The organism is Sphingomonas citri (genome assembly GCF_019429485.1).
Classification (GTDB): Bacteria; Pseudomonadota; Alphaproteobacteria; order Sphingomonadales; family Sphingomonadaceae; genus Sphingomonas; species Sphingomonas citri.
The window spans coordinates 723,139-749,264 of sequence record NZ_JAHXZN010000001.1; the positions used below are offsets into that span (position 1 = coordinate 723,139).

The 26,126-nt window shown below is 70.3% G+C and carries 22 protein-coding genes and 2 tRNA genes; 11 read left to right on the plus strand and 13 right to left on the minus strand.

Going from position 1 to position 26,126, the window contains the following annotated elements; all coding sequences use genetic code 11:
* Positions 1 to 11: 11 nt before the first annotated feature.
* On the minus strand, positions 12 to 1,013 hold the full coding sequence (gene gap / locus KZ820_RS03540) for a type I glyceraldehyde-3-phosphate dehydrogenase (protein ID WP_219747281.1): 1,002 nt from the start codon (positions 1,011 to 1,013) through the stop codon (positions 12 to 14).
* On the opposite strand from gap, the gene KZ820_RS03545 reads away from it, so the two are divergent.
* From KZ820_RS03545 to KZ820_RS03560, 4 genes are all read left to right on the plus strand, one after another.
* Positions 1,006 to 1,326 (plus strand): hypothetical protein, encoded by a 321-nt coding sequence (locus KZ820_RS03545; protein ID WP_219748174.1) that lies wholly within the window; start codon positions 1,006 to 1,008, stop codon positions 1,324 to 1,326. The two genes, gap and KZ820_RS03545, sit on opposite strands and share 8 nt — an antisense overlap.
* Complete coding sequence (locus tag KZ820_RS03550; protein ID WP_132909244.1) at positions 1,326 to 1,631, plus strand: cell division protein ZapA; 306 nt, start codon at positions 1,326 to 1,328, stop codon at positions 1,629 to 1,631. The genes KZ820_RS03545 and KZ820_RS03550 overlap by 1 nt, the downstream gene beginning before the upstream one ends.
* 186 nt (positions 1,632 to 1,817) lie before the next feature.
* Entirely contained in the window at positions 1,818 to 2,369 is a 552-nt protein-coding gene (locus tag KZ820_RS03555; protein WP_219747282.1) for a 5-formyltetrahydrofolate cyclo-ligase, read from the plus strand.
* A complete protein-coding gene (locus KZ820_RS03560) occupies positions 2,366 to 2,572 on the plus strand; it encodes a DUF2842 domain-containing protein (protein ID WP_219747283.1) in 207 nt (68 codons plus the stop codon). Before KZ820_RS03555 ends, KZ820_RS03560 begins: the two co-directional genes overlap by 4 nt.
* Positions 2,573 to 2,807: 235 nt before the next feature.
* Here the strand turns inward: KZ820_RS03560 and KZ820_RS03565 are convergent.
* The 5 genes from KZ820_RS03565 to KZ820_RS03585 form a co-directional block, all read right to left on the minus strand.
* A tRNA-Asp gene (locus tag KZ820_RS03565) sits at positions 2,808 to 2,884 on the minus strand.
* A 75-nt stretch (positions 2,885 to 2,959) separates the two neighbouring features.
* A tRNA-Asp gene (locus KZ820_RS03570) sits at positions 2,960 to 3,036 on the minus strand.
* Positions 3,037 to 3,089: 53 nt separating this feature from the next.
* A complete protein-coding gene (locus KZ820_RS03575; protein WP_219747284.1) occupies positions 3,090 to 4,310 on the minus strand; it encodes an AI-2E family transporter in 1,221 nt (406 codons plus the stop codon).
* A 46-nt stretch (positions 4,311 to 4,356) separates the two neighbouring features.
* Positions 4,357 to 5,094, minus strand: a complete 738-nt coding sequence (locus tag KZ820_RS03580) for a Crp/Fnr family transcriptional regulator (protein ID WP_219747285.1) — start codon at positions 5,092 to 5,094, stop codon at positions 4,357 to 4,359.
* A gap of 30 nt (positions 5,095 to 5,124) precedes the next feature.
* Entirely contained in the window at positions 5,125 to 6,885 is a 1,761-nt protein-coding gene (locus KZ820_RS03585) for a class I adenylate-forming enzyme family protein (protein ID WP_373368996.1), read from the minus strand.
* Between the two features lie 238 nt (positions 6,886 to 7,123).
* Here KZ820_RS03585 and KZ820_RS03590 point away from each other — a divergent pair, with 238 nt between their 5' ends.
* The 4 genes from KZ820_RS03590 (at position 7,124) to KZ820_RS03605 (ending at position 12,703) form a co-directional block, all read left to right on the plus strand.
* The gene (locus KZ820_RS03590) at positions 7,124 to 9,142 is read left to right on the plus strand and encodes a 3-hydroxyacyl-CoA dehydrogenase NAD-binding domain-containing protein (RefSeq protein WP_219747286.1); all 2,019 of its coding nucleotides are present in this window, start codon (positions 7,124 to 7,126) and stop codon (positions 9,140 to 9,142) included.
* A gap of 268 nt (positions 9,143 to 9,410) precedes the next feature.
* Positions 9,411 to 10,598 carry an acyl-CoA dehydrogenase family protein gene (locus KZ820_RS03595; protein ID WP_219747287.1) on the plus strand — a complete coding sequence of 396 codons (1,188 nt, stop codon included), beginning with the start codon at positions 9,411 to 9,413 and terminating at the stop codon, positions 10,596 to 10,598.
* A 99-nt stretch (positions 10,599 to 10,697) separates the two neighbouring features.
* Positions 10,698 to 11,825 carry an acyl-CoA dehydrogenase family protein gene (locus KZ820_RS03600; RefSeq protein ID WP_219747288.1) on the plus strand — a complete coding sequence of 376 codons (1,128 nt, stop codon included), beginning with the start codon at positions 10,698 to 10,700 and terminating at the stop codon, positions 11,823 to 11,825.
* An 8-nt stretch (positions 11,826 to 11,833) separates the two neighbouring features.
* On the plus strand, positions 11,834 to 12,703 hold the full coding sequence (locus KZ820_RS03605; protein WP_219747289.1) for an acyl-CoA thioesterase: 870 nt from the start codon (positions 11,834 to 11,836) through the stop codon (positions 12,701 to 12,703).
* A gap of 38 nt (positions 12,704 to 12,741) precedes the next feature.
* Here KZ820_RS03605 and KZ820_RS22115 read toward each other — a convergent pair whose 3' ends face one another.
* From KZ820_RS22115 to alaS, 4 genes are all read right to left on the minus strand, one after another.
* A complete protein-coding gene (locus KZ820_RS22115; protein ID WP_308462113.1) occupies positions 12,742 to 13,389 on the minus strand; it encodes a methyl-accepting chemotaxis protein in 648 nt (215 codons plus the stop codon).
* 69 nt (positions 13,390 to 13,458) lie between these two features.
* The gene (locus KZ820_RS03615; RefSeq protein ID WP_219747290.1) at positions 13,459 to 14,529 is read right to left on the minus strand and encodes a catalase family protein; all 1,071 of its coding nucleotides are present in this window, start codon (positions 14,527 to 14,529) and stop codon (positions 13,459 to 13,461) included.
* Positions 14,530 to 14,597: 68 nt separating this feature from the next.
* Positions 14,598 to 16,634, minus strand: coding sequence for a S9 family peptidase (locus KZ820_RS03620; RefSeq protein ID WP_219747291.1), 2,037 nt, complete (start codon positions 16,632 to 16,634; stop codon positions 14,598 to 14,600).
* A 186-nt stretch (positions 16,635 to 16,820) separates the two neighbouring features.
* Entirely contained in the window at positions 16,821 to 19,499 is a 2,679-nt protein-coding gene (gene alaS, locus KZ820_RS03625; protein WP_219747292.1) for an alanine--tRNA ligase, read from the minus strand.
* 160 nt (positions 19,500 to 19,659) lie between these two features.
* Here alaS and KZ820_RS21745 point away from each other — a divergent pair, with 160 nt between their 5' ends.
* Positions 19,660 to 20,397, plus strand: a complete 738-nt coding sequence (locus KZ820_RS21745) for a PEPxxWA-CTERM sorting domain-containing protein (protein ID WP_258047717.1) — start codon at positions 19,660 to 19,662, stop codon at positions 20,395 to 20,397.
* 4 nt (positions 20,398 to 20,401) lie between these two features.
* Here the strand turns inward: KZ820_RS21745 and KZ820_RS03635 are convergent, their stop codons facing one another.
* The gene (locus tag KZ820_RS03635) at positions 20,402 to 21,691 is read right to left on the minus strand and encodes a M24 family metallopeptidase (protein ID WP_219747293.1); all 1,290 of its coding nucleotides are present in this window, start codon (positions 21,689 to 21,691) and stop codon (positions 20,402 to 20,404) included.
* Between the two features lie 73 nt (positions 21,692 to 21,764).
* On the opposite strand from KZ820_RS03635, the gene KZ820_RS03640 reads away from it, so the two are divergent.
* Complete coding sequence (locus KZ820_RS03640; protein ID WP_219747294.1) at positions 21,765 to 23,087, plus strand: dicarboxylate/amino acid:cation symporter; 1,323 nt, start codon at positions 21,765 to 21,767, stop codon at positions 23,085 to 23,087.
* Positions 23,088 to 23,093: 6 nt separating this feature from the next.
* Here the strand turns inward: KZ820_RS03640 and KZ820_RS03645 are convergent, their stop codons facing one another.
* Together KZ820_RS03645 and KZ820_RS03650 are read right to left on the minus strand one after the other, a co-directional pair.
* Entirely contained in the window at positions 23,094 to 24,182 is a 1,089-nt protein-coding gene (locus tag KZ820_RS03645) for an energy transducer TonB (RefSeq protein WP_219747295.1), read from the minus strand.
* An 81-nt stretch (positions 24,183 to 24,263) separates the two neighbouring features.
* Positions 24,264 to 25,772 (minus strand): YifB family Mg chelatase-like AAA ATPase, encoded by a 1,509-nt coding sequence (locus tag KZ820_RS03650; RefSeq protein WP_219748082.1) that lies wholly within the window; start codon positions 25,770 to 25,772, stop codon positions 24,264 to 24,266.
* A 189-nt stretch (positions 25,773 to 25,961) separates the two neighbouring features.
* Here KZ820_RS03650 and rpmH point away from each other — a divergent pair, with 189 nt between their 5' ends.
* Positions 25,962 to 26,096, plus strand: coding sequence for a 50S ribosomal protein L34 (rpmH, locus tag KZ820_RS03655; protein ID WP_076743215.1), 135 nt, complete (start codon positions 25,962 to 25,964; stop codon positions 26,094 to 26,096).
* The last annotated feature ends 30 nt before the right edge of the window (positions 26,097 to 26,126 follow it).

Here is a 26,126-nt window from a genome sequence, read left to right on the forward strand (position 1 = left end):
CCCGCCCGACCTCAGCCGAGCTTCGCCATCGCCGTCGCGGTGTCGACCATGCGATTGGAGAAGCCCCACTCATTGTCGTACCAGCTGACCACACGCACCAGCTTGCCGTCGATCACCGCGGTCTCGAGGCTGTCGACCGTCGACGAATAGGGCGTGTGGACGATGTCGATCGAGACGAGCGGCTCGTCCGAATAGTGCAGCACGCCCTGCATCGCGCCCTCGGCCGCGGCCTTGAGCAGCTGATTGACCTCTTCCTTGCTGGTGTCGCGCTTCGGCGTGAAGGTGAGGTCGACGAGGCTGCCGTCGGGCACGGGCACGCGGATCGCCGAACCGTCCAGCTTACCCTTCAGCTCGGGCAGCACCTCGCCCACCGCGCGTGCGGCGCCGGTGGTGGTCGGGATGATGTTCATCGCCGCGGCGCGCGCCCGGCGTAGGTCGCTGTGGATCTGGTCGAGGATCTTCTGGTCGTTGGTGTAGGCGTGGATCGTGGTCATCAGGCCACGCTCGATGCCGATCGCATCGTTGAGCACCTTCGCGACCGGCGCGAGGCAGTTGGTGGTGCACGACGCGTTCGACACGATCGTGTGCCCGGCCTCGAGCTTGTCGTGGTTGACGCCGTAGACCACGGTCAGATCGACGTTCTTGGCGGGGGCCGAGATCAGCACCTTCTTGGCGCCGGCGTCGATATGCTTCTGCGCGCTGGCGCGATCGGTGAAGAAGCCCGTGCATTCCAGCACGATGTCGACGCCCAGTTCCTTGTGCGGCAGGTTCGCGGGATCGCGCTCGGCGGTGACGCGGATGCGCTTGCCGTCGATCACCATGTCCTGTCCGTCGGCCTCGACCGTGCCGGCGTATTTGCCGTGGACGCTGTCGCGGCTGAACAGCCACGCGTTCGACTTGGTGTCGGCGAGATCGTTGATCGCCACCAGCTCGAGGTCGCTGCCACGCTCGATCAGCGCGCGCGCCACCAGCCGCCCGATCCGTCCGAAGCCGTTGATCGCTACCTTGGTCATGCGCCTGTCTCCGCGTAAGTTCGGTGTCGCGCGTGCCTTTGCGCCGGACGGCGCGCGGCCGTCAACCGCTGCGGTGCATCCGCTCGTCTCTACGCCATCTTGTCGGCGCGCGCGGGCGATCCTATCGCCTCTCCTCATGGACAATCCAGCGATCGACCGGCTCGATGCCGCCATCACCCGCGTCGAACGCGTCTTGGAACAGCGCCTCGCCGCCGCCGCCACGCTCGCGCGCCGCCACGAGGCCCTGCGTGACAAGTTGGGCGAGGCAGTCGCCGCGCTCGACGAGATCATCGCGCGCGGAGGGCAAGACTGATGGCACGCGTGACGCTGCGGATCGGCGAGACGAGCTACGACCTGGGCTGCGGTGACGGCGGCGAGGCGCGGCTGATGCAGGCCGCCGCGCTGATCGATGAGCGCTGGGAGGACGCGCGTCGCGCCGCAGGTGCGGGCGGGGTCAATCGCACGATGCTGCTCGCCGCGCTGATGGTGGCCGACGCGCTGATCGAGGCGCGCGAGGCGCCCCCGCCCGAGACACCCGAGGGGATCGCGCTCGATCGACTGTCGGAACGGCTCGAGAAGCTCGCCGCGGCCCTTGAGCAGGCGCCGCCGACGTCCTAGATAGGGGTCGGCGGGTTCTGCCCGGTACGAGCTAATAAATATCCCTGAGGCTATTCATCTTCCATGGGGGTTGTCCCTGCCCGGATCCTGGTCCGACGTACATGATCCCCACCTGACGTACTGGGCGTCAGTGGATACATCGGCCAACGGCCATGGCGGTCCCGCCACCCCGCCTTTTCCTTCGACATGACCGACAAGCGCGCGCTCCGCGCCGCCGCGCGGGCGGCCCGCGACTCGTTCGTCGCCGCGGGGGTGCCAGCGCTGGCCTGCCCGCGCGAGTTCATCGCGTTGCTCGCGACCGGCCTGGTGGTGGCGAGCTACGCGCCGATCGGCAGCGAGGCCGATCCCGCCGCACTGGAGGCGGCGGCCCGCGCGGCGGGTTGCCGGCTCGCGCTGCCGCACGTGGTCGATCGCGCGACGCCGATCCGCTTCCTCGCCTGGGACGCTGACCACAAGCTCGCTGACGGACCGTTCGGGCTGCGTCAGCCCGATGGTGCGCACGCCGAGGTGGTGCCCGACCTGGTGCTCACGCCGTTGGTCGCGTTCGACGCCGCACTGAATCGCATCGGCCAGGGCGCGGGCCACTACGATCGCGCCTTCGCCGCCTATCCCGCGGCGCTCCGCATCGGTATCGCCTGGAGCGTGCAGCAGCTCGACTCGATCACCCCCGACCCGTGGGACGCCCCGCTCGACGCGATCGTGACCGAGCGCGGCTGGATCGCGGGGGCGGCGCGATGACGCCGTCGTGGCGCAAGCCGGTGGGGATGCTCGCGATCCTGCTGCTGATCGCTATGTGGTGCGTGGCGATCGCGTCGCTCTCCGGCGTCATCGGGCGCTGGCCCGCGCTGCTGCAGCTCGGCTTCTACCTGGTCACGGGCATCGTCTGGATCGCGCCGCTCAAGCCGCTGCTGCGCTGGATGGAGACCGGGCGCTGGCGGTGAGGCCAAATTTCCGCCGGCACGGTTCACTTCTGCCGTCATGCTGAACTCGTTTCAGGATCCACTGGCCCGCAAGCGCCGCACGCTTCAAGTATGCGGCAAGGTGGCTCCTGAAAGGAGTTCAGGATGACGTGAGGCGAGTGGCGGATGCGCGCGCGCCGAGCGCCGATCGCGCGCTCGGATACCGACGACATGCTATGATGGTACGCGACACATCGACGATGGCCACCACCGACCGTGGCGCGAGTGACGGGGCTCGAACCCGCGACCTCCGGCGTGACAGGCCGGCGCTCTAACCAACTGAGCTACACCCGCAACGTGCCGGGCCGGGCCGAGTGGCCCGCCGCGACGTTCGACGGTCATGCTTGGATCTGCGGCCTCCCCGAGGGGTGGCGCGAGTGACGGGGCTCGAACCCGCGACCTCCGGCGTGACAGGCCGGCGCTCTAACCAACTGAGCTACACCCGCTTGCAGAAGCGTGAGGCGCGCCAACTAGGCGGCACGCCGAGGGCTGTCAACGGCTATTCCGCGTCTTTCTCACCGCGCCGCGCGAGCACGCCGCCGCGCCCCTCGCGGGTGCGAGTCAGCGTGCCGTGCTCGAACAGGAAGCCCGCGATATCGGGGCGTCCCGCCGCCGACAGGATGGTCTGCACGATGATCAGGATCGGCACCGCCAGCAGCGCGCCCACCGTCCCCCACACCCAGCCCCAGAACGAGATGGAGATCAGGATCATCACCGGGTTGATGGTGAGCCGGTGCCCGACGATCAGCGGCGTCACCACGTTTGCCTCGATCAGATGCGCCCCGTACATGATCGCGGGCGCCGACAGCGCGGTCCACACGTCGGAGAAGGTCATCAGCCCGCCCACCGCGAGCAGCAGCGCCGCCACCACCGGCCCGAAATAGGGAATGTAGTTGAGCAGCGCGACGATCCCGCCCCACATCAGTGGGAACGGCATGCCGAGCAGGTGGAGTGCGCCCGCGATGATCGCGCCGAGCGCGACGTTGATGACGGTGATCGTGCCCAGGTAGGAGGACACGTCGTCGACCATCTCCTGCAGCACGCGCGCGGTCGCCATCGCGCCGCCGAAGCTCGCGCGCTCGGTGATCATCCGCTCGCGCGTGCGGGTCCAGCCCGAGAGGAAGAAGAAGGCGACCAGGATGGCGTAGAACACCTGGATGATCACCGCTGGCGCCGAGGTGGCGGCGAGCTCGACGATCGAGCTGGGCGGCGCCACCGCCGCGGTGGGCGACGGGCGCACCGGCGTGCTGGCGATCTGGCGCAGCGTGCGGTTGGCGTATTTCTCGAGGCTCGAGTAGAGATCGAGCAGCGGCGCGAGATTGTCCTGGATTCGCCCGATCCGCGACGGCAGCAACCGGAAGAACTCGGTCGCGGGCACGACGATGGCGGCGAGCGCGACGTTGGCGATCAGCAGGAACAACAGCACGCAGACCAGCGCCGCCACCGCCGACGGCAGCCGCCGCCGCTCCAGCCACTCGAGCAGCGGGATCAGCGCGAGTGCGACCACCAGCGCGACAGCGGTGGGCATGAAGAACTCGGCACCCGATTTCAGCGCGAACGGCAGGCCGAGCATCAGCCCGATCCCCGAGGTGAGCGTCAGCGCGGCGAGCAGCCGGTCGCGCCGCAACACCACCTGCGGGTCTCCCTCCGCGGACAGAGCGGCGGCGTCGGGCGGAAGTGTGGCCGGCGTCAGGGCCGGCGGCGGCGGGAGATCGGCCATCGAGAGAACCTAGCGAGAGGAAAGACGGCGTGAAAGCGCGCGGGCGTCAGGCGGCGGCAGCCTGCCAGGGTCCTTCCTCGAGGTAGAGGTAATCGGGGTCGAACTCGCCGACGCGCGCCAGCCCGCTCTCGTCCAGGATCGTCACCGTACCGCGCACCGCCTCGACCAGCTTCTCCTCGCGAAGCCGCCGCAGCGTGCGGTTGACGTGGACGCTGGTGAGCCCGCACGCCTCGCCGAGATCCTGCTGGATCAGCGCCAGCTCGAACGTGCCGTTGCCGCCGCGCCCGGTCGCCTTGAGCCGGTGGTAGGTCTCCAGCAGGAAGTGCGCGATCCGCCCCGCGGCGTCGAGCCGGCCGATGCGGAAGATCCACTCGCGGTGCAGCGCGGCGTCGAGCAGCGTCGAGCGCCACAGGATGCGAGCGAGCTGGGGATGATCGGCGACGATCGAGTCGATCGCGGCGTGTGGGACCACCGCGACCCGCGCCTCGGTCAACGTGCCGACGTCGTGGTCGAGCCGGTGCAGCGGATAACCGTGGAGGTCGACGAAATCGCCGGGCACCTGCAAGGCGACGAGCTGACGGAAGCCGTCGCGCGCGTCCATGTAGCGGCACATCGCGCCCTCGAGCAGCAGCGTGCTGTTGCGCAGTCGGTCACCGCGCCGCGTCACGATCGTGCGCGCGGGCAAGGTATCGATGCGATCGACCGCGCGTTCGAGGATATCCTTGTCCGCCTCGCTCATCGCGTCGCGGCCGCGCCCGCGCAGGAAGTCCCGTGTCACCCGCATTGCCATTCCCCGCTCCACAGCGGAACAGCCCTACGCCGCGAAACGTTCCCGGAACAAGCCCTTGAGCTCGCGCTTGAGGATCTTGCCGTTGGCGTTGCGCGGCAGCGGCTCGGCGGTGAAGCGGATCGCCGCGGGCACCTTGAAGGCGGCGAGCCGCTCGCGCACCCAGCACTGCAATTCGGTTTCCCCGGCGGCGGCGCCCGGGATGAGCCGCACCACCGCGACCGGCTCCTCGCCGAGCACGCGATGCGGCGTGCCGATCACCGCGCATTCGCTCACCGCCGGATGCGCCTGGAGTACGTTCTCGACCTCGATCGAGTAGATATTCTCGCCGCCGCGGATCACCACGTCCTTGGCGCGGTCGAGGATGTAGAGGAACCCTTCCGCGTCGAGCCGGCCGACATCACCGGTGCGGACCCACCCCTCGACGAAGGTCTCGGCGGTCGCCTCGGGGCGGTTCCAATAGCCCGCCACCACCATCGGACCGCGCGCGCGGACCTCCCCTGCCGTGCCGACGGGAAGCGAGACCCCTTCGTCGTCGGTGATGATCACGTCGGCCACCGCCACCGGCAGGCCGGCGCTCTCCGGCCGCGCGAGATAATCCTCCGCAGCCAGCGAGGTCACCGTCGCCATCGTCTCGGTCATGCCCCAGCCGTTCTGCGGCCATACGCCGAACTCGGCGCGGAGCCGCTTCGCCAGTTCGGGCGCCGCCGGCGCGCCCCCGTACGCGATCGACTCGAGGCTGGAGAGATCGAAGCGCGCACGTTCGGGGTGGTCGAGCAACTGCCACGCGATGGTCGGCACGCCGCCGGTGACCGCGACCCGCTCGCGCTCGATCAGCTCCATCGCGCCTACCGCGTCCCAGCGGCGCATGAAGATCGAGGTCGAGCCGCTCGCTACCGCGCCCATCAGCGCCGCCGAGCAGGCGGTGACGTGGAACAGCGGGATCACCGTCAGCAACACGCGCGGCGTCGACGGCGGGGGCGCCTCGCCGCGGCGCAGCGCGTTTCGCGCCGCGGCATAAGCGCTGCTCATGATGTTGGTGGTGAGATTGCGATGCGTGCCGAGCGCCCCCTTGGGCCGGCCGGTGGTGCCGCTGGTGTAGAAGATCACCGCTGGATCGTCCGGCGCGAGCGCGACGGGGGGCAGCGGTCGCTCGGGCAGCGATCCCCATTGCGCAGGCGGGCCGATCAGCGCTTCCAGCGCGGTGGCCGGGCGTCCCAGCGTACCTGTGGCGCGAGTCACCAGCACATCGCCTAGGTGGCGCAACAGCCCGTACAGCGGGATCAGCCGCTCGTGCCGCTCGGCGTCGACGATCAGCATGCGTGCCCCCGAGTCGTCGAGCGCGTAGCGCATCTCCTCGCCGCTCCACCAGGCATTGAGCGGCACGGCGACCGCACCGAGCGCGGTGATGGCGAACAGCGCCACGGGGTAATCGGGCAGGTTGCGCATCGCGATCGCCACCCGGTCACCCGCGCGCACGCCCCGCGACACCAGCTCGGCGGCGAGCGCCGCCACCGCCCGCGCGTGTGCGGCGTAGCTGACCCGCTCGTCCTCATGGATCGTCATCAGCCGCTCGCCGTGACCACGGCTCGCCTCCAGCAGGGCACGCAGCGTCGGCGGCGCGTGCTTCCAGGTGCGCGTCGGCACCCCGCGGATCGTCACCGTCTCCATCTCGAAGGCACTGCCCGGCGCGGTGAGCAGCGCGCGCACCTCATCGTGCGACCGCGCCGGCCAGCCGGCACCCTGCCCGTCCTCCATCGCCATTGCCGCCTCTCTTCGCTCGAACATCGGGTTCGTTGTGGGGCGAGACTAGAGTTGATTTTCGGCCTGCTCAAGGCGATACAGCGTCCGAAGGTTAGAAGGTGAGGTATGGCCACGAAGGCAATAACACGCCGATGCGCCGGACGTTTGACGCAACTCGACCGACGTGTCCGGTACTGCGGTGCGAGGCACCGCCACGACCGACCGCGCCTTCACTGACCCATTCCGACCAGCGCAACACCGCCGCCGCAGGAGCAACGCCCGCATGACCGCCTCTTCCCCGATCCGCACCGAGCGCCACGGCGACGTGCTCGTCATCGTCTCCGACAACCCGCCGGTGAACGCGCTCGGCGCCGCGGTGCGGATCGGGCTGGAGGCCGCGATCAAGGAGGGCGCCGCGGACCAGTCGATCGCGGCGATGGTGATCCGCTGCGACGGCCGCACCTTCTTCGCGGGCGCGGACATCACCGAGTTCGGCAAGCCGCCGGTCGAGCCGTTGCTGCCGGTGCTGGTCGACATGATCGAGGCGTGCGGCAAGCCGGTGGTCGCCGCGATCCACGGCACCGCGCTGGGCGGCGGCTGCGAGGTGGCGCTCGGCTGCCACTATCGCGTCGCGGTGCCCTCCGCGAAGATCGGTACGCCCGAGGTGAAGCTCGGCCTGCTGCCGGGCGCGGGCGGGACGCAGCGGTTGCCGCGGCTCGCCGGGGTGCGGCTCGCGCTCGAGATGACCGCCAAGGGCGAGCCGATCTCGGCGCGGCGCGCGCAGGAGGCGGGGCTGATCGACCGGATCGTCGGCGAGGACAGTCTCGTCGCCGACGCGCTCGCCTTCGCCGACGAGGTCAAGGCGAAGCGACCGATCCCGCGCGCCGCCGAGAAGACCGTCGCGGCCGATCCGGAGGCGGTTGCCGCGTTCACGAAGGAGAACGCCCGCCGCTTCCGCGGCTTCGACGCGCCCGCCGCCAACATCGACTGCGTCGTCAAGGCGACCGAGCTGCCCTTCGCGGAGGGGCTCGCCTATGAGCGGCAGGCGTTCATGCGGCTGATGACCGGCACGCAATCGGCGGCGCAGCGCCACATCTTCTTCGCCGAGCGCCAGGCCGCCAGGATCGACGACGTCCCCACCGACACCGCGCTGCGCCCGATCGCACGGGTCGGCGTGATCGGCGCCGGCACGATGGGCGGCGGGATCGCGATGAACTTCCTCTCCGCGGGCATCCCCGTGACGATCGTCGAGATGGCGCAGGAGGCACTCGACCGCGGCATCGGCGTCATCCGCAGGAACTACGAGGCGACCGCTGCCAAGGGGCGGATGAAGCCCGAACAGGTCGAGGCGGCGATGGCGGCGCTGACGCCGACGCTCGACTTCGACTCGCTCGCCGACTGCGACCTCGTCATCGAGGCGGTGTACGAGAATATGGAGGTGAAGCAGGAGATCTTCGCCCGGCTCGACGGCATCGCCAAGCCGGGCGCGATCCTCGCCTCCAACACCTCCTATCTCGACATCGACGCGATCGCCGCCTGCACGAAGCGGCCGCAGGATGTGCTGGGCATGCACTTCTTCTCGCCCGCCAATGTGATGAAGCTGCTGGAGGTGGTGCGCGGTGCGGAGACCGCGTCCGACGTGCTCGCGACGGTGATGGCGCTGGCCAAGCGGATCCGGAAGGTCGCGGTGGTGGCGGGCGTCACCTACGGCTTCATCGGCAACCGCATGCTGATGCCGCGCCAGGTCGAGGCCAACAAGCTGCTGCTCGAAGGCGCCACGCCCGAGCAGATCGATCGAGTCCACACCGCGTTCGGCATGCCCATGGGGCCGTTCCAGATGGCCGATCTCGCAGGCGTCGACATCGGCTGGCACCGCGACCCGAGCCGCATCGAGAACGTCCGCGACGCGCTCGCCGCCGAGGGCCGCTGGGGCCAGAAGAAGCAGGCTGGCTTCTACGACTATGACGAGAAGCGCAATCCGAGCCCCTCGCCCCGCGTCGCCGAGATCATCCAGGAGTGGCGCGAGAAGACCGGCACGCCGCAGCATGAGGTGACCGACGAGGAGATCGTCGAGCGCACGCTCTACCCGATGGTCAACGAGGGCGCGCTGATCCTGGAGGAAGGCAAGGCGCAGCGCGCGTCCGACGTCGATGTGGTGTGGATCTACGGCTACGGCTGGCCGGTCTACCGCGGCGGCCCGATGTTCTGGGCGAAGACCGAGGGCTATGACAAAGTCGTCGCCGGGCTGGAGAAGCATGGCTTCACGGTGGCGAAGAGCCTGCGCGCGGGCACGATCAAGTGAGGGTGGCGGCCGGGCATCGGCGAGGCGGAAGGCGGCGGCAGCACGAGACCAACAGCGGTGACCCGCGCGTCCCAACCCCTTTCCGTCATCCTGAACTCGATCCAGGATCCACCGTCCCGCACACGCCGCCGCACCTGAGTAGGCGGCACCGTGGATCCCGAAACAAGTTCGGGATGACGCCGGTGGGCGGACGAGGCGGAGCAAGCGGCTCTAACTGCACCACCGCCGCCCCCGCCGCCCACCTCATCTCTCCCGCGAGGACCCAGCGATGACCGACCTCGACACCTTCCGCAGCGAGACCCGCGCGTGGCTCGCCGCGAACTGCCCGCCCGAGATGCGCGAACCGGTGCGCGCCGACACCGACATCTGCTGGGGCGGCCGACGCTACGATCCCGCCGCCAACCCGCCGCAGGCGCGCTGGCTCAAGGCGATGGCCGAGCGCGGCTGGACCGTTCCCGACTGGCCGAAGGAATATGGCGGCGGCGGGCTCTCTCCCGCCGAGACCAAGGTGCTGCGCGAGGAGATGGCCGCGATTAGCGCGCGCAACCCCCTCAACTCGTTCGGCATCTCGATGCTCGGCCCGGCGTTGCTGAAATACGGCACCGAGGCGCAGAAGTTGGAGCATCTGCCGAAGATCGCGCGCGGCGGAATCCGCTGGTGTCAGGGCTATTCCGAACCAAACGCCGGCTCAGACTTGGCCGGGCTCGCCGCCAGCGCCGAGGACGCGGGCGACCATTATGTCGTCAACGGCCAGAAGGTGTGGACCAGCTATGCCGACAAGGCCGACTGGATTTTCTGCCTGGTGCGCACCAGCAAGGAATCGAAGCAGGGCGGCATCAGCTTCGTGCTGTTCGACATGGACTCGCCCGGCGTCTCGACCAAGCCGATCCTGCTGATCAGCGGTTACTCACCCTTCTGCGAGACCTTCATGGACGGCGTGAAGGTGCCCAAGGCCAATCGCGTCCACGACGAGAACAAGGGCTGGGACGTCGCCAAATATCTCCTCGGGCACGAGCGCGAGATGATCAGCGGCATGGGGCTCGCGAGCGGCGGGCGCAACCCGCTGGTGGAGGGCGCGATCGCGACGGTCGGGCTCGATCACGACGGCCGCCTCGCCGACCCGCTGCTGCGCGCGCAGATCGCCTCGTTCGAGGTCCGCGCCAAGGCGTTCGCGGCAATGTCCGAGCGCTTCATCGACGAGCTCAAGGCCGGGCGCGCGCATCCCGCGCAGCCGAGCATGATGAAGTATGTCGGCACCGAGCTGAACAAGGCACGCCACGAGCTGATGATGGCGGCCGGCGGCTCGGACGCCCTCGAATGGGAGAGCGAGCGCTCGCGCGGCGGTGCGGGCGCGCGCGCCTGGCTGCGCACCAAGGCCAACTCGATCGAGGGTGGGACGAGCGAGATCCAGCTCAACATCGTCGCCAAGCGGATCCTCGAGCTGCCGGGGGCCTAGATCGAGACCGTGCTCCTGCGCACGCAGGAGCCCAGGGCCACAAAGCGGCGCACCCGGAACCCTGGGTTCCGGCGTCCGCCGGAACACGGGAATGCCACCATGCCGCTCTACCTCAATGACGAACAGACGATGCTGCGCGATACCGTCAAGGAGTTCGTCGCCGAGCACGCCCCCGTCTCCCACCTCCGCCACCTGCGCGACTCGAACGACCCCGCCGGCTTCTCGCGCGAGCTGTGGAAGCAGTTCGCCGAGATGGGCTTCACCGGCATCCTGATCGGCGAGGACCAGGGCGGGCTCGGGCTCGGCCATGTCGAGGCCGGCGTGGTGCTCGAGGAGATCGGGCGCAACCTCTCGCCCTCGCCCTTCCTCACCACGGCGGTCGCGGCGGTGGAGGCGCTGCGCGGCAGCGCGCAGGCGGCACGCTGGTATCCCGGCATCCTCGCGGGCGAGACGGTTGCCGCACTCGCTATCGACGAGGGCGCCAAGCACCGCGACCGTGTCGCGCTCCGCGCCGAGCGCGCCGGCAACGGCTTCCGCCTCTCCGGCGCCAAGCAGTTCGTCACGCACGGCCATGTCGCCGACGTGCTGATCGTCGCCGCGCGCACCGCCGGCGGCGACGACGACGTCGAGGGGATCACCTTGTTCGCGGTGCCGCTCGACGTCGCCGGGCTGACTGTCACGCCCGAGCGACTCGCCGACTCGAGCGTCGCCGCGCGGCTGACGCTGGAGGACGTGACGGTCGATGCCGACGCGGCGCTGGGCGAGGTCGACGGCGGCCGCACGGTGCTCGATCGAGTGCTGCGCGCCGGGCGCACCGGCGCGGCGGCCGAGCTGGTCGGCGTCGGCGCCGGCGCGATGGACATGACGATCGGCTATCTCAAGCAGCGCAAGCAGTTCGGCGTGCCGATCGGCAGTTTCCAGGCGCTGCAGCACCGCGCCGCGCATCTCTACAGCGAGATGGAAGTGGCGCGCGCCGCGGTGCTCAAGGCGCAGCAGCTGCTCGACGCGGGCAGCGACGCCGCCGACGAGGCGGTCTCGGTCGCCAAGGCGATGACCGGGCTGGCGACGACGCTGTCGGTGCAGGAGAGCGTGCAGATGCACGGCGGGATCGGCATGACCGACGAATATGACGTCGGCTTCTACATGAAGCGCGCGCGCGTGCTCGCCGAGATGTTCGGCGACACGCACTACCACGCCGACCGGCTCGCACGCGCGGCGGGCTATTGAGGCGCGCGATGGCGGAGACGACGCCCGCCGCGCTCGTCGCCGACCTCGTCGATCTGCTCGACGTGGTCGCGGTCGACGTCGACCTGTTCCGCGGGCGCCGCTCGACCGGCGGGGTCGGGCGCGTCTTCGGCGGACAGGTGGTGGCGCAGGCGCTCCAGGCGGCGCAGCGCACCGTCGACGGCCGCGCAGCGCACTCGCTCCACGCCTATTTCATGCGGCCGGGGTCGGAGGCCGCGCCGATCGACTATCGCGTCGCACGCGACTTCGACGGTGCCAGCTTCGCCACCCGGCGGGTGGTGGCGTGGCAGGACGAGCGGCCGATCCTGACGCTCACCGCCTCGTTCCAGCGCGACGAGGCCGGCTTGCACCACCAGTCGCCGATGCCCGACGTACCCGCGCCCGAGACGCTGCGGAGCGAGCGCGCGTGGCGGATGGAGCAGCGCGAGACGATTCCGGAGCGCTGGCGCGAGCCGCTGCTGCGCGAGCGCCCGATCGAGTTTCGCCCGGTCGCGCCGCGCCGCTGGACCGATCCCGCGCCGCGCGAGCCGGTGCAGCACAGCTGGTTCCGCACAGTGGCGCCGCTCGGCGACGACGCGGCGGTGCATCGCGCGATCCTGGCCTATGCCAGTGACACCGCGCTGCTCAGCACCTCGATGCTGCCGCACGGCGTGAGCTGGACGACGCCGGGGATGCAGACCGCGAGCCTCGACCATACATTGTGGCTGCACGCGCCGGCGCGCGCGGACGAGTGGCTGTTGTACGCGGCGGACAGTCCCTGGTCGGGCGGCGGCCGCGGTCTCAATCGCGGCACGATCTATGCGCGCGACGGGCGATTGGTCGCGAGCGTGGCGCAGGAGGGCTTGATCCGGCGGCGGTAGCCGATCAGCTATAAGCCGCTCAACATCGTCACGGTGCGCTACGCCGCGATCATCTGCCGCGCACGCAGCGTCGCCGCCTGGGTGTCGCCGGCCAGTTTCTTCACCTCGGCCGCGACCACCGCGAAACCGCGCCCGGCGTCGCCCGCGCGCGCCGCCTCGATCGAGGCGTTGAGCGCGAGCAGGTTGGTCTGCGCCGCGATGCCCGCGATCGCGTCGACCACACCGGCGAGCTGCTCGACCAACGTCTCCATCTTGCCACGATCGACCTCGGCCTGGCCGCGGTAGCGCTGGCTCTCGCGCAGCCGTAGCTCGACCTCGTCGGCGAGGTTGACCTCGGCGGTCACGTCGCTGGCGAACTTGACGATCCGCTCGACCGCGCCGTTCTCGCCCGTGATGGGAGTATAGACCGCGCGCAACCACACGGCGCTGCCGTCACGCGCGACGCGCTCGAAGAGGCCGCTCTGGTGCTTGCCCTCGGCCAGCGCGCGCCACAGCGCGGCATAGTCCGCCGAGGCGGCGAAGGCGGCGGGGCACAAGGTGCGATGGTGCCGCCCCTCCACCTCGCGCGCGGCATAGCCCATCGCCTTGAGGAATCGCTCGTTCACCCAGGTGATCGTGCCATCGGGCGTGAACTCGATCACCAGCTGCGATCGCTTGATCGCGTCCCACAACGGTCCCTCGCGCACGCGTACTTCCTCAATCACCTGAGAAATTACGTTAAATGCGCAGGCTTAACGAGATGATACCGGCGCGCCTCAGACCGGTTCGTGGATCGGACAACCGTTCGCTCGCGCGCGGAAGTCGGCCGAATGACGATAGGTGTCGCGGCGCGCGCGGTTGATGTTGCCCAGCGGCTGGTGCGCGGCGAGCCCGGTCCACACGCTGAAGCGCAGCTGTTCGTTGACCTGCTCGACCCGTGCCGGGTCCCAGCTGTCCTGCGCCCGCGTGCGGATCACGCCCACGCGGTGAAAGGGCGCCTCCTCCTCGTCCCACTCCACCGTGGGATCCTCTATCGACTGCTGATTCTCGTCGCGCGCGAGCTGGACGCGGAACTCCCACTCGCCCTCGATGTCGCGCAAGCCCTCCTGCACGGCGCGCCGGATCGCGTCGCGCTCGCCGTCGGTGTCGATGATATCGCCCTTGCGCGCGCGAAGCCCCGGCGCAGTCGGCCGAAGGCTGAACTTGGCGACATGATCGCCGTAGCGGAACGGCGTCACGCTGTAATAGGTCTCGCCGACGGGATCGACGTTGGGCGCGCCGCCGAGCGAGTTGATCGCCGGGCTCTCGAGGCCGACCGAGCCGATCACGCTCCGCACTCCGCGCAGCACCGCGGACAACGCCTTCTTCCCCCCTTCGATCGCGTCGGTGGTCGGCGCGAGCAGCTTGAGGCTGCCGAGGAATTTGTCCGCGTCCCTGGCCTGGAACACCTTGCCGTTGACCATGACGAAGTCCTGCGTGCGGCCCTCGGCACCGGGCAGGCGCTCGCCGTCTACGTCGAACACCTTGATCGCCAGCCCGCGCGGCAGGGAGATGGCATCGTCGAGAATATCACCCGGGTTGGTCGAGAGCCGCATCATGACTCGATGCTCCCCCGGCGTGGCGAACAGGCCCTGCGCCAACTCGGGCGGCAGGTCGGCATCGATCGTCAGCACACCCTCGAGCACGCCGTGCGCCTTGGCGTGAACGGCGCGAACGGCATGGCCGTAATCCTCGTGCGTCGTCTCCAGGATCCGGTCGAAGGTCGCGTTGAGCTGCGCGACCGTCTCTGCCTCGTCGGGCTTGACCTGCTCGAGGTCGGGGCGATAACGGATCGGGGCAGCGTACATCGTCGGCTCTCCTGGACGGGTTCTTCCACCAACCCAGGTTAGCCTCGCCCGTTCCACCGCCGGCTATGTCACTGCGTCGCTCGCCCGGTCCAGCGGTTCATCCAGCCGATCACCTCGCGATACCATTGGCGCGAATCCTTGGGCTTGAGCACCCAATGGTTCTCGGCCGGAAACACGAGCAGACGCGACGGGATGTCGCGGCGTTGCAGCGCCGTGAACGCCGCCAGCCCCTGCGTGTAGGGGATGCGGAAGTCCTTCTCGCCGGTGATCACCAGCTGCGGCGTCTTCCAGCGATCGACGTAGTTGACCGGGTTCCACTTCTCGAACGCTTGCGGGTCCTCGAAATAGGCCTTGCCGCCATGTTCCCACTCGTCGAACCACAGCTCCTCGGTCTCGTACGCCATGGCGCGCGCGTCGAAGACGCCATCGTGCTGGACGATGCACTTGAAGCGATCGGGCCAGCGCCCCTCGATCCAGTTCATCATATAGCCGCCGTAGCTCGCGCCGAGCGCGCAGGCGTTGCCGCCGTCCATCCAGTCGAACCGGGCGGTAGCGGCGGCGAGGCCCTTCTGCAGGTCCTCGAGCGGCCAGCCGCCCCAGTTGTCGCGGATCGCGTCGGTGAACGCCTGGCCGTAACCGGTCGAGCCGTGGAAATCGACCGCCACCAGCGCATAGCCCGCACCGGCGAACACCGCCGGGTTCCAGCGATACGACCAGCTGTTGTTGCTCGATCCCTGCGGCCCGCCGTGGACCATATAGGCGATCGGCAGCTTGCCGGTGCTGCCCGCCGGCCGCACCGCATAGCCCCAGACGGTGTCGTCGTTGGCACCCTTGAAGCTGAACCGCTCGACCGCCGGCATGTCGATGCCCGCGAGCCTGGCGGCGTTGACGCTGGTGAGCCGCTGCGGCGCGCGACCCGGCGCCACGCGGTAGAAGTCGTCGGGCGCGGTGAGGCTGTTCATCACCACCACCGCTCCGCGCGCGCCGACCGCCACGGCGGCGACATTGCCCTGCTCGGTCAGCCGCGTGACCTGCCCGCTGCGCGCGTCGACGCGCCACAATGGGTTCTCCTGCGTGTCCTCGGCGGTGACGTAGAGCGAGCGCGAGTCGGGCGCCCAGCGCAGCGACCCGACCGAGCGGTCCCAGCGCTCGGTCAGCGAGGTCGATCGCCCGGTCGCAAGGTCGCGCAGCGTGAGCACGTAGCGATCGGCCTCGTAGCCGGGGCGGCGCATCGCCAGATAGGCGAGCGTGCGGCCATCGGGCGAGACGCTCGGCTGGGTATCGGTGGCGCGGTTCGCGGCGGTCAGGTTGGTCGGCGCGGCGCTGGCGTCGGCCGGCACCTGGAAGACGTCGAGGTTGGTCGACAGCGGCTCGATCCGACCCGCCTCGCGCAGCGCGAAAAAGAGCGTGCGCCCGTCCGGGCTCCAGCTCACTTCCTCCCCGCCGCCGAACGGTTTGGACGGTGTGTCGCCGACCAGCCCGCCCATCACCGAGCGCCCGTTGCCGCGCGCGCCCTGCGCGGTGAGCGGGATCACGAAGAGCTGCGAGCGGGTGCCGTCCGCCCAAGTATCCCAGTGGCGCACGAACAGCTGGTCATAGGTGCGGCCCGCACCGGCATCGGCGCGCTTCTTCACCATCGGCAGTTCGAGCGTGGGCGCACCTGGGTTGCGGTCGGCCCAGACCACGAGCTTGTCACCGGTGGGCGCGACCCTGAAGCCGCCGAAGCCGCCCTTGAAGTCGGTGAGCCGGCGCGGCGTACCGCCAGTCACGGGCACCGCCCAGATCGCGTCGTCGGCGCTGAAATAGACGGTGGTGCCGACGATCTGCGGATCGTTCTCGTCGAGCTTGGGGTCGGCGGCGAGCTTCTCGGGGGCGGCGCCGGCGCGGGTCAGATCGAGCCGCCACAGGTCGTAGCGGCCACGGTCGGCGTCGAGGTCGGTCTCGCGCTGCGCCCACACCAGCCAGTGGCCGTCGTCGGACATCGCTGGCGCGCCGACACGGCTGAGCATCGTGACGTCGTCGATGGTGAGCTGGCGCGCGGTGGCGGGAGTGGCGAGCGCGGCGGCGGCGAGCGCGAGCAGACTCGCGACGGAGGTGCGGTTCATCGCGCGACGATACAGCAGAAGGTGACGGCTGAGACAATCCGCGCGGTGGCGCGCGGCGGTGGGGCGGATCGAGCGGCTCGCCCCCGAATCACCGCGCCGTCCTCCTGCGCACGCAGGGGCCCGGATGCGGCAGGCGACACGCTCGCAACCCTGGCCTCCTGCGTTCGCCGGAAGCCAGCTGCCCCGTCACGCCGCCGCGGTTGCCCCTTCCAGTGCCGCGCGAACCGCCGCGAGTGCCTCGGCCGCCCGTGACCCTTCGGGCCCGCCTCCCTGCGCCATGTCGGGCCGACCGCCGCCGCCCTGTCCGCCCAGCGCGGCGACCGCCCGGCGCAGCAATTCGACCGCGTTGAAGCGCGCCACCAGATCCTCGGTCACCCCGACCGCGACCGAGGCGCGCCCGTCGTTGACCGCGATCACCGCCGCCACGCCCGAGCCGATGCGCTGCTTGGCCTCGTCGACCGCACCGCGCAGGCCTTTGGCATCGAAACCGTCGAGCACCTGGCCGACGAAGGCGACGTCGCCGACCTGCTCCGGCCCCGCCGGCGCGCCGCCGGCACCGCCGCCGAGCGCGAGCGCCTTCTTCGCCTCGGCCAGCTCGCGCTCGAGTCGGCGCCGGTCGTCGAGCAGCGCGCTCACGCGCGCGGGCACCTCGTCGGGCGTGGTGCGAAGCGACGTCGCCACCGCGCGCAGCGTCTCGTCGCGCGCGCTCAGGTAAGCGCGCGCCGCCTCACCGGTCAGCGCCTCGACCCGACGCACGCCGCTGGACACCGCGCTCTCGCCGACGATCTTGAACAGGCCGATGTCGCCGAGCGCGCCGACGTGCGTGCCGCCGCACAATTCGATCGAATAGGTCGCGCCGTCGGCCTCGCGGCCCATCGACACGACGCGGACTTCGTCGCCATATTTCTCGCCGAACAGCGCCATGGCACCCATCGCGATCGCATCGTCCGGGGTCATCAGCCGCGTCTCGACCGCGCCGTTGCCGCGGATCTGCGCGTTGACCGCTGCCTCGGCCTCGGCGAGCTCGGCGGGCGACATCGGGCTGGGGTGCGAGACGTCGAAGCGCAGCCGCTCGGGAGCGACCAGCGAGCCCTTCTGCGCCACGTGAGTGCCGAGCCGCTGGCGCAGTGCCTCGTGCAACAGGTGCGTGGCGGAGTGGTTGGCGCGGATCGCGCCGCGGCGTGCATGGTCGACCGTCAGCCGCACCGCGTCGCCGACCGCCAGCTCGCCCGCGTCGAGCGTAGCGTGATGCACCCACAGCTTGCCGAGCTGCTTCGACGTGTCGGTGACCCGCGCGGCGGCGCCCGCGTCGGTGGCGAGCGTGCCCGCGTCGCCGACCTGGCCGCCGCTCTCGCCGTAGAAGGGCGTCTGGTTGACGATCACGTCGACCTGGTCGCCCGCCGCGGCGCGCTCCACCCGCGCGCCGTCCTTGACCAGCGCGAGCACCACGCCCTCGCCGCTCTCGCTGGCATAGCCGGTGAACTCGGTCGCGCCGAACTGGTCGGCAAGGTCGAACCACAATTCGTCCGAGGCCTTCGCGCCCGACCCCTTCCACGCCGCTCGAGCGGCGCGCTTCTGCTCGGCCATCGCCGCGTCGAAGCCGGCACGGTCGACGCGATAGCCCTGCGCGCGCAGCGCGTCCTCGGTGAGGTCGTAGGGGAAGCCGAACGTGTCGTAGAGCTTGAACGCGGTCTCGCCCGCCAGCGTGTCGCCCGGCTTCATCCCGCCGGTGGCATCGTCGAGCAGGCGCAGGCCCTTCTCCAGCGTCTGGCGGAAGCGGGTCTCCTCCTGCTGCAGCGTCGCCTCGATCAGCGGCTGCGCGCGCACCAACTCGGGGTAAGCGGCGCCCATCTCGGCGACGAGCGCGGGCACCAGCCGGTGCATCAGCGGCTCCTTGGCGCCGAGCAGGTGTGCGTGGCGCATGGCGCGGCGCATGATCCGGCGCAGCACATAGCCGCGGCCCTCATTGGCGGGCAGCACGCCATCGGCGACGAGGAAGCCGGAGCAGCGCAGGTGATCCGCGATGACGCGATGGCTCGCCTGATTGTCGCCGGTAATGGCGGTGTGGGTCAGCGCGCCCGAGGCGGCGATCAGCGCCTTGAACGTGTCGGTGTCGTAATTGTCGTGGACGCCCTGCATCACCGCCGCGACGCGCTCCAGCCCCATGCCGGTGTCGATCGACGGGCGCGGCAGGTCGCCGACGATCGCGTCGGCCTCCTGCACGAACTGCATGAAGACGAGGTTCCAGATCTCGACGAAGCGGTCGCCGTCCTCGTCCGGCGATCCCGGCGGGCCGCCCGGGATGTGCTCGCCATGGTCGTAGAAGATCTCGGAGCACGGCCCGCACGGCCCGTCCGATCCCATCGCCCAGAAATTGTCCTTGGTGGGAATGCGGATGATGCGGTGATCGGGCAGGCCCGCGATCTTCTTCCACAGGTCGAACGCCTGGTCGTCGGTGTGGAAGACGGTGGCGGTGAGCTTGTCGGCCGGCAGCCCCCATTCCTTGGTCAGCAGCGTCCACGCGTGCGTGATCGCCTGCTCCTTGAAGTAATCGCCGAACGAGAAGTTGCCGAGCATCTCGAAGAAGGTGTGGTGCCGCGCGGTATAGCCGACATTGTCGAGATCATTGTGCTTGCCGCCGGCGCGGACGCATTTCTGCGCGCTGGTCGCGGTGGTGTACGGCCGCGTCTCCAGACCGGTGAAGACGTTCTTGAACGGCACCATGCCCGCGTTGACGAACATCAGCGTCGGGTCGTTCTGCGGCACCAGCGGCGCCGAGGGGACGATGCGATGTCCGCTGCCGCCGAAATAATCGAGGAACGAGCGACGAAGGTCGTTGGTCGAGGTGGTGCTGGTCGAGCTCATGGCGGGGTGACTTAATCGCCCCGGGCGGCGCTGCCTAGCCTCGGGCGTTGCAAAGCGGCAACGGTGCGGCCCCATCCCGCTATGGGACAGAAGGTGGGCCTTTGTGAATTTATGGTTAACGGCTAGATGGCCGCGCACAGGAGTAGGGGGATCTCACGACATGAAGGTACGGAAGTGGCTTCTCGCCGCGGCGGCCGGTGCTGCGCTCGCGCCGCTTGGCGCCTCGGCGGCGACCATCGTCGCGACGGATAGCGAGTCGATCCTGCTGGGCGTCCCGCGCTTCGACTCGACGTTGGGCACTCTGAACAAGGTGACCCTCGACGTCAGCGTGACGAAGTTCCGCTCGTGGCTGCTCCGGGCGCCTTCCGGCACGGGGTCGCCGGTAACGCTTGACTGGTCGGTCAACGGCACGTGGCAGCTGCTCGGCAATGGTCTCTCGGCGCCGCTGCTCATCCCGATCGTCGGTAGCGGCAACAGCACCGTCGCGCTCACGCCCGGGGCGGACGTCGATGTCGGCTTTTTCGAGGTGTCCGGCAGCGGCGCCGGGTCGGCGACGCTCGACACCGGATATTTCATCGGCTCGCAGCGCGTCTACTTCAACGGCTTCGATCTCGGCTTCAACGCGCCGCCGGCGGGTGACACGACAATTACCGGCGTGCCGACGGGCGGCGCGGTGACCCATCTGTCGCGCTCCTGCCAGCTCGGCTTCGGCGGCACGCCGATGCCCGCGGACGACGATTTCTGCGGCAGCGTGCGCTACACGCTCACCTACGACTACACGCCCTTCGGCGCCGCGGTGCCCGAGCCGGCGACCTGGGCGATGATGCTGCTCGGCTTCGGCCTCGCCGGGGCCGCGATCCGGCGCCGCCGCGCGGCCGGTGAGCCCGCCGCCGCCTGACGCCTCAGACGGGCCGCTCGATCGACTCGGGCGGCTCGCTGAACCAACGCGGGCCGTCCGCGGTGACGTGGAAGCAATCCTCCAGCCGCACGCCGAACTTGCCGGGCAGGTACAGGCCGGGCTCGTCCGAGAAGCACATGCCGGGCGCGAGCCGGGTGGTCTCGCCGTGGACGAGGTTGACCGGCTCGTGCCCGTCCATGCCGATGCCGTGTCCGGTGCGATGCGAGAGGCCGGGCAGGCGATAGCCCGGGCCGTAGCCGAGCGGCTCGTAATAGCCGCGCACCGCATCGTCGACCGCGCCCGCCGCGACGCCCACCCGCGCGGTGCGAAAGGCGAGCGCCTGCGCCGCCTTCACCTGATCCCACACCCGCCGCTGCTCGGACGAGGCGCTGCCGTGCACCCAGGTGCGTGACACGTCGGACTGATAGCCCTGGACGGTGCAGCCGCAGTCCATCAGCACCACCTGGCCGTCGGCCACCCGGATCACCTCGCGGCTGCCGTGCGGCAGCGCCGCGGCGGGACCGATCAGCGCCAGGGCGAACTCGGGTTCGCCGCCTAGCTTCTCGGTCGCGGCGGTCATCAGCGCGCCGATCTGCTGGCCGGTCATGCCCTTCTCGACCCGCGCGTAGGTCCAGCGATAGGCCGCGAGCGTCACCTTGGTGGCGCGCTGCATCAGCGCGATCTCGCCGGCGGTCTTGATCATCCGGCAGCCGCGCACGACCGGGTTGGCACTGACCAGCCGCGCCCCCGGCAGGTTGCGCGCGACACCGGCATAGACGAAGTAGCGCACGCTCTCCTCGACGCCGATCGGGCGTGCCGCCAGCCCGCGGTCGCGCAGGAAGCCGGCGACCGTCGCGAGCGGGTCTTGGTCTTCCTGCCACACCCGTACCTCGGCCGGCACCGCCAGCGTCTGGCGTACCGACGGTTCCTCGAAGAAGGGCGTGACGACACACGGCTCGCCCTCGACCGGCAGGATCGCGGCGGTGAGCCGCTCGCTGCGCCCCCAGCGCACGCCGCTGAAGTAGATCAGGCTCGATCCCGGCTCGATCAGCACCGCGCCGATACCGAGCGCGCGCATCAGCGCCTGCGCCCGCTCCAGCCGCGAGGCGCGCTCGGCGGCGTCGATCGGGCGCGCGTCGGCGGTGAGGTCACGCAGCGCGGCGAGGTCGGGCGCGGCGGCGCGTACCACCGCGGCGGCCGCGTCAGCCGGCACCGCTCCGACTCCGGCGAGCAGCGCGGCACCGCCCGTCAGCACGTCGCGGCGGGCGGGGCGATAAGGGCTTCGCGTCGTCATGCGCCGGCAGTAGGGCGCTTGACCGAGTGCTCGCAATCCCCTTCCCTCGCGCGCGCATCAACCGGAGCGACGAATGGCCAAACGGCTGACCCTCTACATCCTCGTCGGGCTCGCGCTCGGCCTCGTGCTGGGCCTCGTGCTCAACGTGTGGCTCGACGACGGCACGCCCGCGGGGGCGACACGCGCCACCGAGGTCGCCGGTTATTTCTCGATCGTCACCACGCTTTTCCTACGGCTGATCAAGATGATCATCGCGCCTCTGGTGTTCGCGACGCTGGTGTCGGGGATCGCGCAGATGGGCGACACGCGCGCGCTAGGCCGGATCGGCGCGCGCAGCCTCGCCTGGTTCCTCTCGGCCAGCCTATTGTCGCTCACGCTCGGGCTGATCATGGTCAACCTGCTCCAGCCCGGCGTCGGCGTCGGGCTCGCGCTGCCGGCCGCGGGCGGGACCAGCGGGCTCGAGACCGCGGCATTCAACCTCAAGGACTTCTTCACCCATATCGTGCCGTCCTCGATGGTCGACGCGATGGCGAAGAACGAGATCCTGCAGATCGTCGTGATGTCCGTGTTCGTCGGCGTCGCGATCACCGCGGTGGGCGAGAAGGCGGCGCCCTTGGTGCGCGCGATCGACGCGCTGGTCCATGTCATGCTGCAGGTGACCGACTATGTCATGCGCGTCGCGCCGCTGGCGGTGTTCGCCGCCGTCGCCGGCACGCTGACCGAACGCGGGCCCGACGTGATCGGGCAGCTCGCCTACTTCATGGGCAGCTTCTATCTCACGCTGCTGGTGCTGTGGGCGGCGCTGCTGGGGATCGGCTTCCTCTTCCTGGGACCGCGCATCGGGGCGCTGATCCGCCACGTGCGCGAGCCGCTGCTGGTGGCCTTCTCCACCGCCTCGTCGGAGGCAGCCTATCCGCGCATGCTTGAGGCACTCGACCGCTTCGGCGTGCCGCCGCGGATCGCCAGCTTCGTGCTGCCGCTGGGCTATTCGTTCAACCTCGATGGCTCGATGATCTACATGACCTTCGCGTCGCTGTTCATCGCTCAGGCGTACGGCATCGACATGTCGCTGGGGCAGATGGTGACGATGCTGCTGGTGCTGATGGTGACGAGCAAGGGCATCGCGGGGGTGCCCCGTGCGAGCCTGGTGGTGATCGCGGCGACGCTGCCGATGTTCCACCTGCCCGAGGCGGGACTGCTGCTGATCCTCGCGATCGACCATTTCCTCGACATGGGTCGCACCGCCACCAACGTGATCGGCAATGCGGTGGCGAGCGCGGTGATCGCGAAGTGGGAGGGCGGCTTCGACCCACCCGAGCCGGTCGCGGTCGAATCGGCGCGCGCGCCGGCGGGCGGCGGCCCGGCGCGGCCGGTAGAGCGATTCGGCGACGTGTGAGGGGCGTCAGTAGCTCGGTCGCGGCGACCCCGACGGGTCGGGCATATCGTCCGGTCCCATCACGAAACGCACGCGATCGACACAGCCGCTGCGGCCGCGGTCGGAGGTAGGCAGCGTGGCGGATTGCATCACCATAATGGCCTGACTGCCGAAGTCGGCAGTCGGCTCGGCCGCGATCACGCTGAGGTGTCCGATCTCGCCCCAGGGTGCGACATCGTAACGGATCACCGCCCAGCCCTCGATCATTCGACGACGGTAGGGCTCGGGAAAGGTGAGCCGCGGCGGCGTCAGGAAATTCGGCCGGGCGGGACAGTCAGGGCCATCCTCGGCGGCGCGCGCCGCCTCAGTAAGCTCGGGCGCGACGAGCTTGGCGGGGCGGAGCCAGTACGGATATTGGCAGCCGGTGCGCGCACCCCCGGTGAAGCGGCTGGCGCGCGTCGCGCTCATCGCGGCGGCGTCGAGTGCGGGGTTGCCGGTGCCTTGGATCACCTGCGTGCCACGCGGCCGCCCACGCGCGTCGGTGTCGTACCGGACCATCGTCCAATCGCGCGCACCCGGAGTGGCTTTGATGTGATGGAAGTCTGGTAGGGCGCGGAGAAGCGCCTGGGGTCGCGGCAGATCGAGACACGTGCCCGCGAGTCGCACGCGATCCCAACCCTCCTGCGGCATCGTGCCATTGTCGGGCGCGAGCGTGTAGGCGATGAGGTCGGCGACCGCCGCCTCGGCGAGCGGAGCGATCCTCGGCGTGTAGGTGATCGCGCAGTTCGTCCGCGTTGCGCCCGGGGCGAAGCGAGAGGCGGCCAGCGCGGGTGCGAGGTCCGCGCTCGGCGCAACCTCCTTCGCTTCGGGTCGGATCGAAGTCGGGCGGCCGGTCGGGTCGAGCGCGAACTCCAGCGTCGCAGAGGCGCGAGTCTGCCCCGCGCCCCACAACAGTTCGACGGACGGTTGGCGCAAACCGGTGACGGTGACCAAGACACCGTCGCAGCGGACCTCGCCGGCGCTCCAGCTCAGCAGCTGCCGTTGCACCTCGCGATACGGATAATTAGGTGGAGGTGGAACCTGCGTGTAAGCGGCGAGCAGCGCGACGAGCATCATCCCAGGTGAGCTCCCAGCATCGTAGCCCGGGACTTTCCTCTTCCGTCGCACGGTTGGCAACGTGAACTTGCTCCGATGCGGTTATCCCACCGCCGCACGCCGCCGGTAGCTCAGCGCCTCGGCGAGATGCGAACGGCGGACCGTCTCGGAGCCGGCCAGATCGGCGATCGTGCGGCTTGTCCGCAGCACGCGGGTATAGCCGCGCGCGGACAGCCGCAGCGTCGTCGCGGCCTCCACCAGCAGCGCGCGTCCGGCATCGTCGGGCGTCGCGAAGCGATCGAGCAGGTCGCCGTCGAGCTCGGCGTTGGTGCGCAGCCCCGTGCCCGCGAGCCGCTCGCGTTGCACCTCGCGCGCGGCGGCGACCCGCGCGCCTACGTCGGCCGAGCCCTCCGCCGCGGGCGGCAGCGCCAGCTCGAGCGCGGTCAGCGCGGCGACCTCGACGTGCAGGTCGATCCGATCGAGCAGCGGGCCCGAGACGCGCGCCTGATAGTCGAGGCCGCAGCGCGGAGCGCGTCCGCACGACAGCGCGGGGTCGCCGAGATGGCCGCAGCGACACGGATTCATCGCCGCCACCAGCTGCACCCGCGCGGGATAGGTCACGTGCGCGTTGGCGCGGGCTATGCTGACGGTGCCGCTCTCGAGCGGCTGGCGCAGCGAGTCGAGCACTGCGCGCTGGAACTCGGGCAGCTCGTCGAGGAACAGCACGCCGTTGTGCGCCAGGCTCACCTCGCCGGGTCGCACGCGTAGCCCGCCACCGGTCAGCGCCGCGATGCTCGCCGAATGATGCGGGGCGCGGAACGGGCGCACGCGCGTCAACGCGCCGCCTGCGAGCGCCCCTGCGACCGACTGGACCATCGACACCTCGAGCGCCTCGGCCGAGTCGAGCGGGGGCAGGATGCCGGGCAGGCACGCCGCCATGAGCGACTTGCCCGCGCCGGGCGGGCCGACGAACAGCAGGTTATGCGCACCCGCCGCGGCGACCTCGAGCGCGCGCTTGGCACTCTCCTGCCCTCGCACCTGGCGAAGATCGGGGCCGTCGCGTCGCTCGATCACGTCGCCCGGGCGCGGCGCGGCGAGCAGCTGGCGGCCCTTGAGATGGTTGAGCAGCGCGATGAGATCGGGCGCGGCGATCACCTCCACCTGGCCGGCCCAGGCCGCCTCGCTGCCCTGCGCGGCGGGGCAGATCAGCCCCCTGCCGGCGGCGGCGGCGTGAAGCGCGGCGAGCAGCACGCCCGGCGACGGCGCCAGCCGCCCGTCGAGCCCGAGCTCGCCGACGACGACGTAGCGCTCAAGCGGCGCGGCATCGACCAGCCCCATCGCGGCCAGCAGCGCCAGCGCGATCGGCAGGTCGAAGTGCGAGCCCTCCTTGGGGAGATCGGCGGGCGAGAGATTGACCGCGATGCGCTTGGGCGGGAGCGACAGGCCCATCGCAGCGATCGCGCCGCGCACGCGCTCGCGGCTCTCGCCCACCGCTTTGTCGGCGAGACCGACGAGGTTGAAGGCGGGTAGCCCGGGGATGAGCTGCACCTGCACCTCGACGGCGCGCGCCTCGAGCCCCAGATACGCCAGCGTGGAGACGATCGCGACCATGAAGCCGAGGCAGACCGCGCCCGGCTCCGGCTTGTCAACGTGACGCACCCTCCCCTGCTGACCCGGCGTGGCCGATCGCGCCGCCCGGCCCTGCGCGCGTTGACTTTCGCGCGCCGTTCGCTTAGCGGCCCGGATCGTTCGGGCCGTCCGCGTGGCGGCCCTTTGCCATTCGAATTCGGGAAATGACACATGAAGCGGACCTTTCAGCCGAGCAATCTGGTGCGCGCCCGCCGTCACGGCTTCCGCGCGCGGATGGCCACGGTCGGCGGCCGGTCGGTGATCCGGGCGCGTCGCGCGCGCGGCCGCAAGAAGCTGTCGGCGTAATCGAGCGCTCCGCCGGCCCGGAGCCAAGAA